17 protein-coding genes and 1 tRNA gene are annotated in these 17330 nt (G+C 59.5%); 3 read left to right on the forward strand and 15 right to left on the reverse strand.

Annotated elements, in window-relative coordinates; genetic code table 11:
* The 5 genes from Q1K29_RS12335 to egtB all read right to left on the reverse strand — a co-directional run bounded on the left by Q1K29_RS12335 (position 1) and on the right by egtB (position 3544).
* A complete protein-coding gene (locus tag Q1K29_RS12335) occupies positions 1 to 714 on the reverse strand; it encodes an aldo/keto reductase (RefSeq protein ID WP_300395250.1) in 714 nt (237 codons plus the stop codon).
* A complete protein-coding gene (locus tag Q1K29_RS12340) occupies positions 711 to 833 on the reverse strand; it encodes a hypothetical protein (RefSeq protein WP_300395252.1) in 123 nt (40 codons plus the stop codon). Before Q1K29_RS12340 ends, Q1K29_RS12335 begins: the two co-directional genes overlap by 4 nt.
* 114 nt (positions 834 to 947) lie before the next feature.
* Positions 948 to 1313 carry an MmcQ/YjbR family DNA-binding protein gene (locus tag Q1K29_RS12345; protein ID WP_300395254.1) on the reverse strand — a complete coding sequence of 122 codons (366 nt, stop codon included), beginning with the start codon at positions 1311 to 1313 and terminating at the stop codon, positions 948 to 950.
* Positions 1314 to 1337: 24 nt separating this feature from the next.
* Positions 1338 to 2279, reverse strand: coding sequence for an L-histidine N(alpha)-methyltransferase (gene egtD, locus Q1K29_RS12350; RefSeq protein WP_300395256.1), 942 nt, complete (start codon positions 2277 to 2279; stop codon positions 1338 to 1340).
* Positions 2276 to 3544 carry an ergothioneine biosynthesis protein EgtB gene (gene egtB / locus Q1K29_RS12355; protein WP_300395257.1) on the reverse strand — a complete coding sequence of 423 codons (1269 nt, stop codon included), beginning with the start codon at positions 3542 to 3544 and terminating at the stop codon, positions 2276 to 2278. Before egtB ends, egtD begins: the two co-directional genes overlap by 4 nt.
* A 281-nt stretch (positions 3545 to 3825) precedes the next feature.
* Here egtB and Q1K29_RS12360 point away from each other — a divergent pair, with 281 nt between their 5' ends.
* Positions 3826 to 5781 carry an ATP-binding protein gene (locus tag Q1K29_RS12360; RefSeq protein ID WP_300395260.1) on the forward strand — a complete coding sequence of 652 codons (1956 nt, stop codon included), beginning with the start codon at positions 3826 to 3828 and terminating at the stop codon, positions 5779 to 5781.
* Here the strand turns inward: Q1K29_RS12360 and Q1K29_RS12365 are convergent.
* The 4 genes from Q1K29_RS12365 to Q1K29_RS12380 form a co-directional block, all read right to left on the reverse strand.
* A complete protein-coding gene (locus Q1K29_RS12365) occupies positions 5778 to 6950 on the reverse strand; it encodes an isovaleryl-CoA dehydrogenase (protein WP_300395262.1) in 1173 nt (390 codons plus the stop codon). The two genes, Q1K29_RS12360 and Q1K29_RS12365, sit on opposite strands and share 4 nt — an antisense overlap.
* Positions 6951 to 7002: 52 nt before the next feature.
* On the reverse strand, positions 7003 to 8190 hold the full coding sequence (locus Q1K29_RS12370) for a lysozyme (RefSeq protein ID WP_300395264.1): 1188 nt from the start codon (positions 8188 to 8190) through the stop codon (positions 7003 to 7005).
* Between the two features lie 83 nt (positions 8191 to 8273).
* Entirely contained in the window at positions 8274 to 9665 is a 1392-nt protein-coding gene (gene mgtE, locus Q1K29_RS12375) for a magnesium transporter (protein WP_300395266.1), read from the reverse strand.
* 61 nt (positions 9666 to 9726) lie between these two features.
* Positions 9727 to 9811, reverse strand: a tRNA-Leu gene (locus tag Q1K29_RS12380).
* Positions 9812 to 9892: 81 nt separating this feature from the next.
* Between Q1K29_RS12380 and lipB the strand changes: the two genes are divergently transcribed.
* Complete coding sequence (lipB, locus tag Q1K29_RS12385; protein WP_300395268.1) at positions 9893 to 10594, forward strand: lipoyl(octanoyl) transferase LipB; 702 nt, start codon at positions 9893 to 9895, stop codon at positions 10592 to 10594.
* Here lipB and Q1K29_RS12390 read toward each other — a convergent pair.
* The 6 genes from Q1K29_RS12390 to Q1K29_RS12415 all read right to left on the reverse strand — a co-directional run bounded on the left by Q1K29_RS12390 (position 10585) and on the right by Q1K29_RS12415 (position 16606).
* Positions 10585 to 11856 (reverse strand): DUF805 domain-containing protein, encoded by a 1272-nt coding sequence (locus Q1K29_RS12390; RefSeq protein WP_300395270.1) that lies wholly within the window; start codon positions 11854 to 11856, stop codon positions 10585 to 10587. The two genes, lipB and Q1K29_RS12390, sit on opposite strands and share 10 nt — an antisense overlap.
* Before the next feature lie 79 nt (positions 11857 to 11935).
* Positions 11936 to 12451, reverse strand: coding sequence for a DUF805 domain-containing protein (locus Q1K29_RS12395; RefSeq protein WP_300395272.1), 516 nt, complete (start codon positions 12449 to 12451; stop codon positions 11936 to 11938).
* 65 nt (positions 12452 to 12516) lie between these two features.
* Complete coding sequence (locus tag Q1K29_RS12400; RefSeq protein WP_300395273.1) at positions 12517 to 14514, reverse strand: acetyl/propionyl/methylcrotonyl-CoA carboxylase subunit alpha; 1998 nt, start codon at positions 14512 to 14514, stop codon at positions 12517 to 12519.
* A 104-nt stretch (positions 14515 to 14618) separates the two neighbouring features.
* A complete protein-coding gene (locus Q1K29_RS12405; protein WP_300395275.1) occupies positions 14619 to 15092 on the reverse strand; it encodes an ion channel in 474 nt (157 codons plus the stop codon).
* 4 nt (positions 15093 to 15096) lie between these two features.
* Entirely contained in the window at positions 15097 to 16062 is a 966-nt protein-coding gene (locus tag Q1K29_RS12410; protein WP_300395277.1) for a hypothetical protein, read from the reverse strand.
* Between the two features lie 112 nt (positions 16063 to 16174).
* Positions 16175 to 16606 (reverse strand): BLUF domain-containing protein, encoded by a 432-nt coding sequence (locus Q1K29_RS12415; RefSeq protein ID WP_300395279.1) that lies wholly within the window; start codon positions 16604 to 16606, stop codon positions 16175 to 16177.
* Positions 16607 to 16796: 190 nt separating this feature from the next.
* Here Q1K29_RS12415 and Q1K29_RS12420 point away from each other — a divergent pair, with 190 nt between their 5' ends.
* Positions 16797 to 17321 (forward strand): hypothetical protein, encoded by a 525-nt coding sequence (locus Q1K29_RS12420; RefSeq protein ID WP_300395281.1) that lies wholly within the window; start codon positions 16797 to 16799, stop codon positions 17319 to 17321.
* Positions 17322 to 17330 lie beyond the last annotated feature (9 nt).

Raw genomic sequence — 17330 nt, forward strand, 5'->3', positions numbered from 1 at the left:
TTAAGCCGCCGTGTCCCATTCGGGCGCCCAGCTTGGATCAATAAGGCGCTTATGATTGGCGTTGAGCGCTGTAATACGCCCCATTTCCTGTGCCGTCAGCTCGAAGTCCTGGACGTCATTATTGGCCGCGATGTGTTCCGGTGACGACGAGCGCGGGATGGTGATCACGCCCGGCTGCTGGACAAACCAGCGCACGGTCACCTGAGCCGGCGACTTGCCATACTTCTCACCAATCTCTTTCAGGACCGCATCATCAAAGACCTGGCCCTGCGCAAGCGGCGAATAGGCCGTCACCGACATGCCGAGCGCATGCGCCGCTTCGAGGACGGGCGTCTGGTTGATGAAGGGGTGATACTCAACCTGATTGGTCAGGATGGGCGCTTCCGACAGCTTCACCGCCTGCCCCATCTGCTCGACCGTGAAGTTGGATACGCCGATATGCTTCGTCATGCCCTTGCTGCGCGCATCGTTCAGAGCGGCGAAGGTTTCTTCCATGGAGACGTCCTTGTTCGGCCAGTGCAGCAGGACGAGGTCGACATGGTCGAGATCGAGACGCTCCAGGCTCTTTCTGAGCGACGCCTGAAGGTCGCCATCCTTGAATTCCGACGTCCAGATTTTTGTGGTGACCCAGAGATCATCGCGCGGCGTCTGGGAGTCAGCGATCCCGCGTCCGACATGGGTTTCATTCTCATAGGCCTGTGCAGTGTCGATCATCCGGTAGCCAGCCTGATCGCCTTGGCGACGCACATCTGCGCGGTTTCATCGCGCAGCTTCCACGTGCCAAAACCGATTTTCGGGATATCGGCGCCGAAATGCTTCGTTGTGAGAGTCATGAGCGCTCCTTCTTGCCTGTCTGTCTCGATTATCTGCATTGAAAACGGGAGCGCCTGCAGGCAGGTTCCACCCATACCTGCGCCCTGATGGCCGCAAAACTGCGGCGCCGCAAATCAGTCCTGATTGAGACCAAGCTCTTTCTGGAGCTTCTTGGTCAGGCCGAGCGAAACCAGACGGTAGCTTTCAGCGAGATAGTCCTTCAGCGCGCCATCATCGACAGCCTCATCCGAGTAACGCTGGATCCACTTCATGCCACGCGATGCCAGGTGCGGCGCCCCGCGGCAGCCGGGCTGCTCCCTGAGAATGTCGAAGGCAAGGTCGGAGACCTTGAAGCTGACCCGGAAGCCCTCCGGACCATTGTCCCCGCCAATGGCAAACACCTTGCCGCCGACCTTCCACACATGGCTGCCGCCCCATTGGACGACATGGGTGGTATGGGCGAGGCTGGCGCAGTAGGCGTTGTACTCCGCGAGTGTCATGTCCCCGCTCCCTGTCCTGAGAGTTCAGTCTGCCTCAAGGAGCATCACGGCGAAAAGCCCTTTCTCGTCGGTCCAGTGGCGCGACAGGGACCAGCCCGCCTTTTCAGCCATCCCGGCAAAGCGGTCGAGTGCGATCTTGCGGGAGTTTTCGGTATGGATGGTCTCGCCGTCCTGGAAGTCGAATGACTCTCCTGCAACCCTGACGGTCTGCGGCTTGAGACTGCACAAGTGCATTTCAATTCGGCTGTCACTCTCGTTCCAGCGGGCTTCGTGAGCGAACGCATCGAGATCAAAATTTGCGTCAAGCTCGCGGTTCATGCGAGTGAGCAGGTTCTTGTTGAAGGCAGCCGTAACACCTTGGGCGTCATCATAGGCCGGCACCAGAATTCTCGGCGGCTTGGGCTGATCGATTCCGATGATGAAACAGGCCCCGTCACCAAGGTCGGCGCGCGCATTGGACAGGAAGCGGTGGATCTCCGCATCAAGCAGATTACCGACAGTTGAACCGGGAAAGAAGCCGGCACGGCGGCCGGCTGCCTCAGGCAAACTCTCTCCCAGATTGGACGCCATAAAGTCCGATGCGATCGGCTTGATCGTCAGATCCGGATAGTCTGCTGTAAGCTCGTCGGCGGCCGCTTCGAGATGGCTTGCCGAGATATCAACCGGCACAAAAGCAGCCGGGCGTTCCAGCGCATCCAGCAAGATGCGGACCTTCAGCAGGGAGCCGGCGCCATACTCCACAATCACCGCTTCCGGGCCGATGGCATCCGCCATCTCTCCGGCGCGGTCGCCCAAAATCTTCAGCTCGGTGCGTGTCGGATAATATTCCGGCAACTCGGTGATCTCGTCGAAGAGCTTCGAGCCTTTTTCGTCGTATAGCCAGCGGCTGGGGATCGCCTTTTGCCGCTGCCCCAAGCCCTTGATTACGTCTTCCCGGAACGGGTCCCGTGTCAGCCCGTCCATCATGCATCCCTCGCAAGCCTGAGACCGGCGAACTGCCAGCGTTTTCCGGGGTGGAAGAAGTTCCGGTAGGTCGCACGGATATGGCCGGGCGGCGTCGAGCAGGCGCCTCCGCGCAGGACATACTGACCACTCATGAACTTGCCATTGTATTCACCCACGGCACCTTCGGCAGCCTTGAAGCCCGGATAAGGTGCATAAGCGCTACGCGTCCACTCCCAGACATCGCCAAAGAAGCCGAGAAGGCCATCGCCGGACTGGGGAGCGGGGCTAAGACGGCCCGTGCCGACATCATTACCGTCCGGCGGGACATCATGAGCAGCCACTTCCCACTCTGCCTCATCAGGCAGGCGTGCGCCGGCCCAGCTTGCATAGGCATCGGCTTCATACTGGCTGACATGGCAGACCGGAGCTTTCGGATCGACGGGCTGCCAGCCGCGCAGCGTCATTGTCCACCACTCGCCATCCTCGAACCGCCAGTAGAGTGGCGCCTGCCAGCCCTCGGCCTGGCATGTCGCCCAGCCATCGGACAGCCAGTGGTCCGGCCGCTCATAGCCGCCATCCGAGACGAAGCTCATCCACTCGCCATTGGTGACAGCCCGGTTGGCCAGCTCGAACGGCTCAAGCCAGACCTTGTGGCGCGGCCCCTCACAATCGAAGAAGAAACTCTCCCCCTCATGACCGATCTCAACGAGGCCACCCTCGAAACGCTGCCAGCTGAGCTCTGCAGCATCACCTTTCATCAGGCGCAGCTCGGGCGGGCGGAAGGCTGGCTTTAGCGGATTCTGGGCAAAGAGATGCAACAGGTCAGTGAGAAAGAGTTCCTGATGTTGTTGCTCATGGTGAAGGCCAAGCGTGACGAGGCCAGCCAGCTCTTTATTCAGCTCGCCTGACAACAAGGCCTCCATCCCGGCATCAACATGGGCGCGATAAGCCAGCACCTCGTCCAGTCGCGGCCGGGTCAGCATGCCCCGGCGCGGGCGCGGGTGCCGGTCGCCTACAGCATCGTAATAGGAGTTGAAGAGATAGTCGAAATCATCACTGAACGGCGCGTAGCCGGACAAGTGCTCTCGCAGGATGAATCGCTCGAAAAACCAGGTGACATGCGCCAAGTGCCATTTGGACGGGCTCGCATCCTCCATCGACTGGACCGTCGCATCCGCATCGGACAGCCCTTTCGCAAGCTCAAGGGAGTCCCCGCGAACTCTCGAAAAGTCTTTCAGCAAATCGGGGGTCAGGGTCTGCTTGCTGGGCGATAGTCCGTCTGGCATGAAGCGCTCCTTTTGGCCGGCGCTATGGATAACGGGCGACATATTAGCCGCGTTCCTAGACAATGCTGTTTCAGCTGCCTCAGGCGGCAAGGCCAAAACCAGAAAAACCTTTTCCCATCTTTGCAGATTGGAAGGAGCAAGACCAATAAACTCAATCAATCCTGACTCGAGCTATGCAAAAAAGCTGTAGAACGAGGACAAGCGATCGATTTTTCAATATCCCGTTAAGCATGTTGCCTCACAAAACTGTAAGATTCGCTACAGTCGGAGAGGGGTCTTCCATGGATGCAGGCGTCTTTGATTTATTACCGATCGTCGTTTGCGAGGTCGCACCCGTGCGGGATGAGGCTGGCAATATCATCGATCTGAAGTGGATCGACGCAAATACGCTGATGAGCCAGACAATCCTGCCCGACGGCGGCAGCATTGTCGGAATGCGCATTTTCGAGTTCGACCCCTCCTATCGCGGGTCAGAAATGGTCCGCGCGGTCATGGACGTCATCAAGACCGGCAAGCCAGGCACACTCATTACCCAGCAGGGCCGTGCCGCGAAAATGTTCGCGAAAATCATGAAGACGACGCTGATCCCGACCGAACGCGGCGTTCTCTCCTGCTCCCACGAGATTACCGACATTGCCCAGGAACGCGACGAAGCACTCGGCAAGGCAGAATTGCTGCGCGTCGCGTGCGACAGCGCCATCCATGGGATCACGATTACGGATGGCGACAGCAAGCTTCTCTACGTTAACGATGCCCTAGCCGCCCTTTCAGGTCACTCGGCCGGCGAACTCATCGGTCAGCCCATCAGCCATCTTTTTGACCACCCCGCTGTCGAGGCGGCCTCAACCATCCTCCAGGCTGCAGAAGCAGGTCAGACGGTCAAGCACATTGCCGATTCAGAACTGGTCGCGAAGACAGGCGAACGAATCCGCGTTTCGGTGGCCTTGAACAGTGCCTTCCTGCCGGGCGAGCAGGAAGCAGTCTACATCACCCACATTCAGGATGTACGCGAGGAGCGCCGCAAGGCGCATGAGCTGCGCGATGCCCTGAACCGCGCTGAGCAGGCCACGCGCCTGAAATCTGAATTCCTCGCCAATTTGAGCCATGAAATCCGCACCCCGCTCAATGGCGTGCTCGGCATGGCACAGACCCTCGCCCATGATGACCTGACGGCCTCACAAGCTGAACAGGTCTCGATCATTCTCGATTCAGGGCGCGCGCTCATGGTGCTGCTGAATGACATTCTCGACCTCTCCAAGATCGAAGCAGGCAAGCTTGAAGTCTCCCCGGTCGAGAGTGACCTGCGCCACAAACTGAGTGGCCTGTTCAAGCTGCACGAGGCTGTCGCTGAGGAAAAAGGCATTGCGCTGAAAATGTTCGTCGATCCGAGCGTGCCCTCTCAGCTGAGCTTCGACCCGGTGCGGGTTCGCCAGTGCGTTGGCAACCTCGTCTCGAACGCGATCAAGTTCACAGAACAGGGGGAGGTCATGATCGTCGTGACCTGCTCACCGGATAAGGATGGCCAGAACATGGTCATCGTCCACGTCACCGACACAGGGTGTGGCATCTCGGCTGACAAGATCGAGAAGATCTTCGATTCCTTCGCACAGGAAGATGGATCGACGACGCGGAAATTTGGCGGGACCGGTCTCGGTCTGGCGATCACGCGACAGCTTGCCCGAATGATGGGCGGTGACGTCACAGCCGCCAGCGAACCGGGACGCGGCTCGGTCTTTACATTGACCTTCGCCGCTGAGGCAGCCGATAGCGTAACGAAGAAGACAGCCAGCAACACAGTGAATCTGCCTTCGCGCAAACCGCGCGCCGGCCTCACCGGGTGCCGGGCCCTCATTGTTGACGACAACGCGATCAATTTGCGGGTCGCGCGCACCTTCCTGGATGGTTATGGCCTGGAGATCAGCGAAGCCGGTAATGGCAAGGAAGCGCTCGACCACCTCACAAACGATGCGTACGATATCGTGTTAATGGACATTCACATGCCGGGCTTGGATGGGATCGAAGCCCTGAAACAGCTGCGTATGTCGGCCAGCCCAAATCGCTTCGTGCCCGTTATCGCACTAACGGCGGATTCCATGCATGGCGACCGCGAACGCTTCCTCGGGATGGGTTTTGACGGCTACGTCTCCAAACCGATCGAGGAACGCGCGCTCATCACCGCTATCGGACAGGTGCTCAGCCTGTCGGCCGAGAATGAGCCCGTCCGCGCGGCGGGCTAGCTCGTCTCGCCGAAGAGTTCCCGGCCGATCAGCCAGCGGCGGATTTCCGACGTCCCTGCCCCGATCTCGTAGAGCTTGGCGTCACGTAGCAAACGGCCGGTCGCGTATTCATTGATATAGCCATTGCCGCCGAGCAGCTGGATTGCATCAAGCGCGAGCTTGGTCGCTGTCTCGGCCGCATAGAGGATCGCCCCGGCCGCGTCCTTGCGCGCGGTCTCGCCTCGATCACAGGCCTTGGCGACAGTGTAGACGTAAGCCTTGGCGGCGTTCATCTGCACATACATGTCAGCGAGCTTGCCCTGGACAAGCTGGAACTCGCCGATGGACTGGCCGAACTGCTTGCGGTCGTGGATGTAGGGCAGCACGACATCCATGCAGGCCTGCATGATGCCGGTCGGCCCGGCCGACAGGACGGCGCGCTCATAGTCGAGCCCACTCATCAGCACTTCGACGCCGCCATTCAGCGGGCCCATGATGTTCTCCTCTGGAACTTCGCAATCCTCGAAGACCAGCTCGCCCGTTTCCGAACCGCGCATACCCAGCTTGTCGAGCTTCTGGGCGACCGAGAAGCCTTTCATCCCGCGCTCGATGATGAAAGCGGTGATGCCGTGTGATTTCTTTTCCGGTTCGGTCTTGGCATAGACGATCAGCGTGTCGGCATCCGGAGAGTTGGTAATCCACATCTTCGAGCCATTAAGGATGTAGCGGTCGCCCTTCTTCTCGGCGCGCAGCTTCATCGAAACGACGTCCGATCCAGCGCCAGTCTCCGACATGGCCAGACCGCCAAGATGTTCGCCGGTGACGAGCTTTTCCAGATAGCGCTTCTTCTGGTCATCATTGCCCCAGCGGCGCAGCTGGTTGACGCAGAGGTTCGAGTGCGCGCCGTAGGACAGACCGACCGAGGCGGAAGCCCGGGAAATTTCTTCCATCGCGACAACGTGTTCGAGATAGCCGAGCCCTGTCCCGCCCCATTCCTCTTCCACCGTGATGCCGAGCAGGCCGAGTTCGCCCATCTTCGGCAGAAGGTGGCGCGGGAAGACATCGGTCCTGTCGATTTCAGCGGCGATGGGGGCGATACTGTCGGCGGCAAAACTTTGCACCGTATCGCGGATCATGTCGGCAGTTTCGCCGAGGTCGAAGTTAAGCGTGGGATATGTATTCGGGATCATGGCCCGGGTTTAGCTGGCCTTGCCCGGCTTGCCAATGCGCCAATCTCGCCAGTCAGCGCCGCGAGGCGACCGCGCGGGTCCAGTAATAGGCCATGACCAGGAAGATCAGGCCCCCGGTCAGCATCAGGAGGGGCGGCAGGTAGCCGAAAGCTGGCGGCTCGCCCGATATGGTCATTCCGAACCAGCCGAGATGCATCGCGCCGCCAAGCAGGAAGACCAGTGCACCGGTCAAAGCGATAAGCGCAAAGACGATCATCTCGCCGGCATTCTCGGCATCTGCATCACGCCGGAGATCCGGGTCTGCCGGCGGCAATTCTATCTCGCTCACATCATCGATATAAACCTGCCCTTTACGGCGCCCCGCCTGCTCGCCTTTGACAGCAAGTAGGCCCGCTTCAATCGGATAGACCTCAGGATCGAGATCTGATGTCAGGTCGAGCGGCTCCAGATCAGACTTGGCTTCGTCATCCTCAGCCACGAGGGCAGAAATGGCGGCGCGGATTTCTTCGACGCTCGCTTCGCCAGCAACCTCTTCCGCTTCAGCCTCGTGTGCCATGGCTTCGACGGCGGCATCGGCACCCGCTTCATACTCGCCAAGAATACGCGTCAGGCGTTCCTTCACGTTGCGCGCAGCCGCCTCGGTGGCGGTTTCATCAGACAAATCATTCTGGTCGGCCGCTTGCGGTTCAGCCGCTTCGGTTACTGTAAAGGACCGTCGCGAGGGCTTGATGATCTCATCAGGCTGCGGGCGGAAGCGACTGGAGGCTGCGAGCGGTACAGTGCCAACAGTCTTCAGGAACAGGGCCTTCTCGTCGGCGCGGCGGCGCACCAGCGGATCGACAATCATGGCACGAGGGCCGACCTTGGCATTACGCCAGGTTTCCATGCATACGGCAGCCGCCATGCGGTCGCCACCATTCAAGGCGGCCAGTACATCGGAGGTCTCGAACTGGTCGACACCGATATTGAAGACGAAGGAGACCAGCGCATCGAACTCATGCTGGTTTAGTGGAACGAGCGCCATTTCCTTCAGCGCCCGCTCAATGGGCGGGAGGTCGAACTCGCGCAGGATGGCGGCAGCTTCCTGCTGGCTGACTTTCAAGCCAGCACGCGCGGCACGGGTGTGCCCATAGCCGATCACCCAGCGCCCATCAGGCAGCCGGGTTGAGTGGGACCGAAACCCCTCATACGCCATGATCAGCTTCAGTCCTGCTTCGGACGTGCGAAGGTCTGACCCCATAATCTGCTCCAAACCGATACAATCGGAATTCCTATTGCGAGCATCATTGCAAGTCGTACGCCTGTCAGGAGAAAGGCCCACCATTACAACAGAATAAGCGTTGCAAGGCCGAGGAAGCTGAAGAAGGCCATCACGTCTGTGAGCGTGAGCACAAAGACCGAAGAGGCGACAGCCGGGTCGGCACCAACCTTGCGCAGACCGAGCGGGACGATGACACCGGAGAAGCCGGCCCAGATGAAGGTGGCGAACATGGCGACGCCGATGGTGAGCGCCAGCCCGGCACTCTGGAACCAGAGCCCCGCAATCAGCGCCACACCGATGGCAAAGATGACGCCATTGGCAAGCCCCGTAAGCGTCTCACGGACGATCGCCCGGCGGCTGGCATCGCCATCCATTTCGCGTTCGGCAATGGCACGCACGGCGACAGCCAGACCCTGACTGCCAGCATTGCCGCCAAGAGCTGCGACCACCGGCATGAGGATGGCGAGCTGGACGATCTGGTCGATCGTGCCTTCAAACATGGAGATAATGCCAGAGGCGATGAAGGCGGTGATCAGGTTGACCGCCAGCCAGGGCGCACGCGCCTTCACCGAGTCGAGCACCGTGTCGGTGCCTTCTGCGGAGTTCACACCGGAAAGGGCCAGAAGGTCTTCTGTATTTTCTTCCTGGATGACATCGACCACATCGTCGACCGTCAGCATGCCCATGAGGCGCCCGGCACCATCCGTCACGGGAGCCGACGCCAGAGAGTATTTCTGGAACTGGTAGGCCGCGTCTTCCTGATCCATCTCGGCTGTGATGCCAGACTGGATTTCCTGCATGATATCCGAGAGCTTCACATCACGTGGCGTGCGCAAAAGCGTCGCCAGGGGCACCTGCCCTTTCAGGCGATGCGTTGGATCGATGACGTAGACCTCGTAGAATTCGGTCGGCAGTTCTTCGGCATTGTCGCGGGCATGGTCGATGGCGTGACCGACGGTCCAAAACTCCGGCGCAGCGAAATATTCGCGCTGCATGAGGCGGCCGACAGAGTCCTCCTCGAAGGCGAGGCCCTGTTCGAAGCTGGCCCGCTCTGCTGGTGCCAATTCATCGAGGATGCGTTCGCGACGGTCGTCCTCAAGATCTTCCAGGATGGTCGTGACATCATCGGAATCGAGTTCGCCGAGTACGGCAGCAACCGTCTTGTCCGGCAGGACATCGACGGCTTCGACGCGATATTCGTCCCGCAGCTCAATGATGATTTCGGTGGGAAGCTGGCCGCCGAGCAGCGTTACGGCATCAGCGAAATCATCGGTGGAGAGTTGTTCGAGAAGGTCGGCGGCGTCAGCCGGATGAAGCCGGTTCAGCGTGCGCGAAAGCCAGCGCGAATCCTCTTCCCAGACGGCTTCGCGGACATCCTGCTCCAGCGCGAGATGCTTCGCGCGGGTCTCTTCCTCGACATGCTCTTCGGATTGGGTTTCCGGCAGTTCGGACATGGGGAGGACCTCCTATCCACAAGGACAGAAAACCTGCCCGCCTGCCTACTCTTCCCAGGGATGGTGCGGTCGAGAGGACTCGAACCTCCACGGATTGCTCCACAGCGACCTCAACGCTGCGCGTCTACCAGTTCCGCCACGACCGCATATCCCGTACGGGAAGAGTGCGGGGTATAAGTGCGTGAGAAGGCTTTGTGAAGCCCTCCTTGCACCTCTATATGCGCAGAATGACAGATTTTCCTTCCGTCGAATGGGCTGTGAGCCCGGCACCCGTGGATTACGAGGCCGCTCTGGCTTTCATGGAGCGGCGTGTGCGCGCGATTCGCGACACCGGAGCGCCTGAACTCGTCTGGCTTCTGGAACATCCCCCACTCTATACCGCCGGCACGAGTGCGAAGCCGGAAGACCTGAAGGATGCGGCGCGCTTTCCTGTTTATGATGCGGGGCGCGGCGGGCAATACACCTATCACGGACCCGGCCAGCGGGTAGCCTATGTCATGCTGGACGTCGCCCAGCGCGGAAAGGATGTGCGCGACTTCGTGGCGAAGCTGGAAGCCTGGATCATCGAGGCGCTCGACCGGTTCAATGTGACAGGCGAGATCCGCGACGGCCGCGTCGGCGTCTGGGTCGACCGCACCCAACCGGGCGGCCCGATGCGCGAAGACAAGATTGCTGCGATCGGCCTGCGCCTGAAACGCTGGGTGAGTTTCCACGGCATCAGCCTGAACGTCGAACCGGACCTATCCCATTTTACCGGTATCACGCCTTGCGGGATTTCCGAGGACGGCCTCGGCGTCACCAGCCTGGTCGATCTCGGTCTGCCGGTGACGATGGAGGATGCCGACGACGCGCTGAAGGCAGCGTTCCGGAAAGTTTTCGCTTCGGGCCTTGTCGAGACCACCCCGCCTCTCAGCGAGGTTCAGGCATAGGCGCCTTCCGGCTCCCACGGAATGACGTCCGGCGCGGGCCCGTATTCATTGTCCTCCGGATCATTCGGCTGAAGGCCGACCCAGAGGAAGAAAACAAGCGTTGTCACGCCGACCACAAGCGCCGCGAAGACATGAACCGCGAAGATCCAGCTCGGAGGGCTCGAAAAGCCACCGAAGCCCATGATCAGTAGTAGCTCAAGCAAGAGAACCCCGAACATCGCGACAAACGGGACAAGCTGGAGCCACCCAGTATGCCCCATATCGTGCAGACGCTTTGTGTATAGCGCAGCTGACATGGCGACCTGCGCGACAATGACGAGTAACGGGATCACCATGAAGACGGGACTGATCGCGGACAGGCCCATACCGATCCCGGCGAACAGGCCGCCCACGATGGCAAGGCCCACCACCCCGACCCAGAACCATTTGCGGCTGAGGCGCCCATGGAATGACGTAAGGGCAAAGACGAGCCCATCGCGCGGATAGACCAGTTTCGGCATGTGGATCGGTGCGCGCGCGACCCACATCAGGCTCCAGATCGCAACCAATGCCGAAAGCGGGATCATGATCATCTGAATGGTCGGAAGCGCATTCTTGAGAACTGTTTCGGCCTTGGGACCCATGGGCTGGTCGAGAGTCTGGATACTGGGCGCGCCAGGGCCGCTACGGCCTTGACCTTGTTGCGTCGGCTGGGACTCAGCGCCCTCCTCACCACTGGCCTCGGCTTCCGCGGCCTTCGCTTCGGCTTCCTGCTTGGCTTTTTCTGCCTTTTCGCGCTGCTTCGCCCGGAAGGCATCGGGATTGGCAAGGTAGTCCTGACGCATTTCGAAGCGCTCGTCATACTGCGCCGATTGCTGACTGGCCGCGCCCATGAAAGCAACAACCGCAATGATCAGCGGGATCAGAGGGACGACGGCGAGCAGCTGTATCTTGCCGGCATCAAGCAAACGGCGTGAATGGATGACATAGGACAGCAGGGTCGTGGCGATGAATACAATGGGGGTCGCATAAACGCCGAACATACCGACAGGCTTCCCCTCGCCGCCGGCAGCGTTCAGCACGGCCGCAATGGTCCATGGACCAACGATGATCATCAGCTGCAGCATGAAGAGCAGTGTCCATGCCCGCGTGAAGTGCAACTTCGGCGACGCCCCCAGCGGATTGAACAAGGTCTGCACCCAGTTCATGTGGCGCGGCAGTTGGCGCTCATCCGTCAGCCATGGGCGTTTCGGGTCGAGCGCAGTCGAGCTTGAATCAGACATCCGGGAGGGCCTTCACGTTCTTATCGAAAAACGGTTATACGCCCAATTCTAAATTTATCAATAAACGATAAGGAAAAACTCAGCTGAAGTCGTCATACTCCGATCCCGGCACCGGACCATGCTTGTTGGTACGCGGTTCGGTTGCCAGTGACCCGACGATGAAACCGAGAATTGCATTGTTGACGACGGTCGTCAGGATCGACAGCGGCAACATGATTTCAGCGAGGCGCTCCTGCGCCTGCAGGAAGACATCAAACTCACCCTGCGCCAGACGCTCTGCCGCTTCGGCCTGAATAGCGCGGCCTTCCTCACCAAGGAAGATCGGTCCGAAAAACAGTCCTTCAATGAAGCTCAGCACCACGGCGGCGAGCCAGACAGCAATCACCCACCATCCGGTTGTACCAGCATCGTGAAAGCGCTTCGCGTAGACGCAGATATAGGGAAAAATCATCAGCAGGTTCAGCAGGCCGAACATGCTGCCCAGATAGACCGGTAGCGCCGTGATGATCACGGAGGCCACAGTCAGCACGACGAGGCCCTGCCAGAACCGGTTCTTCAGGATCCTGCCCTGCGGATTAAATAGCAGGTTTCCCATCACAAGCCTCCTTTAGCCCCATAAGGGGCGTGTTAAGACGCGCCGGCCCTTACGGCAATTGCCGCCTATTCGAATTCGACCATCACTTCGTCGGCGGCAACGCTATCGCCCGCCCCGACATTGATCGTCTTGACCTTGCCGGTCGCTTCGGCGCGGATGATGTTCTGCATCTTCATCGCCTCAACGATACAGACTGCCTCGCCTTCCTCGACCTCCATGCCAAGCTCGACATCGACCGAAACGACAAGCCCCGGCATCGGAGAAATGATCAGCTTGGATGTATCCGGCTTCGGCTTCTCCGGCAGGCGGGCATGCAGGCTCGCGGTCAGCGGCGTGCAAACGAGCGCGGTCACCGCCACACCCCGGTGGCGGAAGACGTAGCCTTCGGTCTTGTCGGCAAACTTCACCGCGAATGGTTCACCATCGAGGCGGCCTTCGAAAAGGTGGGTTCCGGGGCGCCAGTTTGTGACCAGCGTGTGGTTCTTGTCATCGACCCGGATGGTGGCTTCATGATCACCGAGATCAAGTTCGATCTCGTGATGGGTGTCTCCGAGAATGACGACCCAGTCCTTGCGCTGCGCACCGGGCTCGCTCATCCGGCCCGAAATCTGCTCGGCGCGACGGGCAAAAACGCCATGCACATAGGCTGCTGCCACGGTCAGGATCAGCGTCTGATAGTCGGTCGGCTCGGTCCCGTTGAAACCCTCGGGAAACTGCTCAGGGATGTATTTCGTGGTGATATCGCCGGAGCGGAACCGCTCCTCGTCCATCACTGCGGCGACGAAGGGGATGTTGTCCTGGATGCCTTCGATATGGAAGCGGTCCAGCGCGGCAGCCTGAGTATCAAGCGCGGTATCCCGGTCCTTGCCGTGCGTCACGAGCTTCGCGATCATCGGGTCGTAGAACATCGAGATCTCGTCGCCCTCGCGGACACCGGAATCCATACGCACCGTGCCTTCGTTCAGCTTGCCCTCTTCGGGTGGATGGAAGCGTTTCAGCCGGCCGATGGACGGCAGGAACTTACGGTACGGATCCTCGGCATAGACGCGGCTCTCCACCGCCCAGCCATTGATCTTGAGGTCGCTCTGCTTGATCGCAAGCTTCTCGCCAGCCGCGACGCGCAGCATCTGCTCCACAAGATCGACCCCCGTGATCATCTCGGTGACCGGGTGCTCCACCTGCAGGCGGGTGTTCATCTCGAGGAAGTAGAAGCTCTTGTCGACGCCTGAGGCAACAAATTCGACCGTGCCGGCACTGTCGTAGTTCACCGCCTTGGCCAGCGCGACAGCCTGCTCGCCCATCTTCTTGCGGGTCGCCTCGTCGAGAAGCGGGCTTGGCGCTTCCTCGATGACTTTCTGATTGCGCCGCTGGATCGAGCATTCGCGCTCGAACAGGTAGACGCAGTTGCCGTGCTTGTCGCCCATCACCTGGATTTCGATGTGACGCGGGCTTTCGATAAACTTTTCGATGAAGATACGGTCATCGCCGAAGGATGACTTGGCTTCGGCCTTCACCGCCGGGAAGCCTTCCTGGACTTCCTTGTCATTGTAAGCGACCCGGATGCCCTTGCCGCCGCCCCCGGCAGACGCCTTGATCATCACAGGATAACCAACGTCGTTGGAGACCTTTACGGCCTCTTCTGTATCCTTGATCAGGCCCATATGGCCCGGCACCGTGGACACGCCGGCTTCGGCGGCCAGGTTCTTCGAGCTGATCTTGTCACCCATGGCCTCAATGGCATGCGGGTTCGGACCGATGAAGGTTATGCCTTCTTTTTCCAGCCGCCTGGCAAACTCCGGATTTTCCGAGAGGAAGCCGAAACCCGGATGGATGGCTTCCGCCCCGGTCTGCTTCACCGCATCGATGATCTTGTCCATCACGAGATAGGATTCGGACGCTGGTGGCGGACCGATATGAACCGCTTCATCCGCCATCTCGACAGCCATGGAAGCGGCATCGGCATCGGAATAGACAACGACTGTCTTCACGCCGAGGCGCTTGCAGGTCTTGATGACGCGAACCGCGATCTCACCGCGATTGGCGATCAGGATCTTCTTGAACATGACTGCCCCCTGAAATAGCAGCAACTAAACACAATTCGGAGTGGCTTATAGCCCGCTCGCCGCCCTGTCCATCATCTGACCTTGCGTCAGCCATCAGAGTTTCTTCACTCGCCCTGATCTTCAGGCGATTTCGGAGTTGCGGCTTTCTCGAGACTGGCTTCGAACATGCGGATCTTGCTGGAAATCGAGACAAGGAATGCCGTCGACCAGCCGATCAGCAGGAAACCGTTTGCTGATTCGGTGGCTCCGAGCAGGCGCCACGGCTCCGCCGGCAGGACATCGCCAAAGCCGACCGTCGTGAAGGCGGAGATGGAGAAGTAGAGCGCGTCATGCAGGTTGTCGAAACCACCCACCCAGAGAAACGCCGCAGTGTAGACCCAGATTTCGATCGCATGCAGCAGAAACAGCGAAAGCACGTAGACAATGATTGACGTTCCCTGCCCGATCTTGGTTTCCAGATGCGCGGGATGGAATCGTTGACGGCGCATGATGGCCGAGAGGACCACCAGCCCGCCAAGGTGGATCGTGTTGGTAATGACGACCAGAAGGGCGGCAATGCCGAGGACCGTCGCCAGCATGTTGCTATGCCGCGTCCATAGCCTGCGTCGCCTCACGCAAGCCGCGCGCAAAGCCCGGCGCTTCAGACTTCAGCAGTTCGATCAAGGTGCGCTCGGCCGGACTGACCGTCTTGTCCCAGCCGAGACGACGCAAGAACCACTTGCTCTCTTCCTCGATAATCTGCTTGCCGGTCTTCGTGGCAACTTCCTTTGCCATATAGCGCGCCCGGGCTGCGGCCTCGGCATCGTAGCTCACCTTGTCGAACCATGAGCCGCTGGTGAAGGCATTCACCATCTTTGAGAAAAAACCGCCCACGCTCGCCTTGTTGTCCTCAAGCCAGGCTTCGCGGGCCAGCGCATCGGCTTCGGTATCGGGTTCCGGGTGGGCGGCAGAGAGCAGGTGGTTGAGAATTGCCTTGGCAAAGACATTGTTCCAGCTCTTCGCATTTGGCGCTTCTGCAATGGCATCATTTGTCCGGAACAGCACAATGGCTTCATGCCGGCTGACCCAGAGGCCCGCTTCGCCTCCTGGCGCGGAGAGTATCCGCCGCATGCGCTCACTCATCGCTTCGTTGGCAACGCCGTTCTCGATGATCCTGTGCGAGATAGCCTCCAGACAGAAGCGTGAAAGTTCCTCCGGGGCCCCCTCCGCATAGCGTAGAAGCTCAAGCAGGAGATCAATTTCACTCTCGCTCTCGACATGTCCGTCGCGGCCGATGACCTTCATCAACCAACTGGCTTCATCGTCACTGATCCAGCCTTGGGGAGCTTCGCGCGTGAGCAGAAAGTCCTTAAGGGCCTCAATGAAACGCTCGACCCAGACAGGGTCACGATCAGCCAGCTGCTCATTGAGACGGAACAATGCTTCGGCTTCTTCACGAGTTACCACACCGTCGCGATACACCTCGTTCACAATGCGCCGGGCTTCAGCTTCACCTATCTCGCCGAGATGGGCAATGCGCGCCATCAGGAGCTGCATCTCACTATCCATTCTATCCTCGGGGACCACATTCACAGACATCGCCGTGAAGTATTACAGATATCGGTTTCCAGAGGGTTAGCGTGGTGCCCGCGACCGGGACAGGCCGCCTCGAGCAAGAAGCCTAGCGCATACGGATGAACTTGGAGAAGAGATAGAGCAGGTCGCGGGGCATGTCTGGACTCATCAGGACATCAATGGAATCATCCTTGCGAATAACCATCGTGGAAGACCCTTCATCGTCGTCCACGCGATGATAATTCATCGTCCATTCCGGGAAGGCACGCGCGCTGATCGGCTCACCGATAATCTGAGCCACTCCGTAATGACGCTTGTCTTTGGCGATACGCGAATAGATATCGTTGACCTCTTCACGCGGCCCCTCGATCGCCTGCATGAAGCTCCGGCCATTATGCGCCAGGAAGCCGGTAAGGTAGCGCTCATCATTGTTTGACTGAGAGACGTTGAGGATGTCCTCAATGTCTTCGTCACTCAGCCCGTCTACCGCCGTGCTGACATAAACAAGACGATACATTTCTTCCGGATCTTGCTTCATGCCGGGACGCACTCCCTTAAAATTACCTGCGTCTGTCGGTGAAGGTAACCGGTCATAATTCCCCGTAAATTTCAAGACGGTACAAGTCTGACGTGTGAGATCTGTTTTTGATACGTTCCCGCAGGTCAGCACACGGGATTTTCCTTTCGCTGCGGTTCTGCGCGGTCGTGCATCATGATAAGCAGATGCGATGAGCCCGACGGCAGCCAGCAACCGTCTGTCCGGTAACGCTCAGGAAAAGGGACATGCCATGACCGTCCGAGTTGTATTCGCGCTTGCCAGCTTTGCATGCCTCCCTGGGACAGGAGCGGCCATCGCAGACGAGACGCCCGCCCGAACCCTGCTGGTCTGTGACGGCTGGTCCGCACGCTATACTGACGATCCGGCCGTCGATTTCGAAGCGGGTCTCGAGGAGGCCGCCGTCACCGCCATGATCAAGGATGACCGTGTTGAAGGGGGAACCCTGCCACCGGCTCCGGAAGTCTTCGACGGGGAAGCATTTGCCCGAACCGGCAAGCCAGCTGTCCGCAAGACCAGTATCGATGATGACAATCTCGCTTACCGGATCCTGTCTGAGGGGCTGGCTGACAGCGTCACCTTTATGGGCCTGCAGACCGAAACCCCAACGCTTTACTGGCAGCGCTTGCGAACCCATGAGAACAGCCTGCACGAGACCTTCATAACGGCAACCTGCACCTATCAAGACAGCGAGTAGGCCGCCCCC

The organism is Henriciella sp. (assembly GCF_029937755.1).
In the GTDB taxonomy this organism is placed as follows: domain Bacteria; phylum Pseudomonadota; class Alphaproteobacteria; order Caulobacterales; family Hyphomonadaceae; genus Henriciella.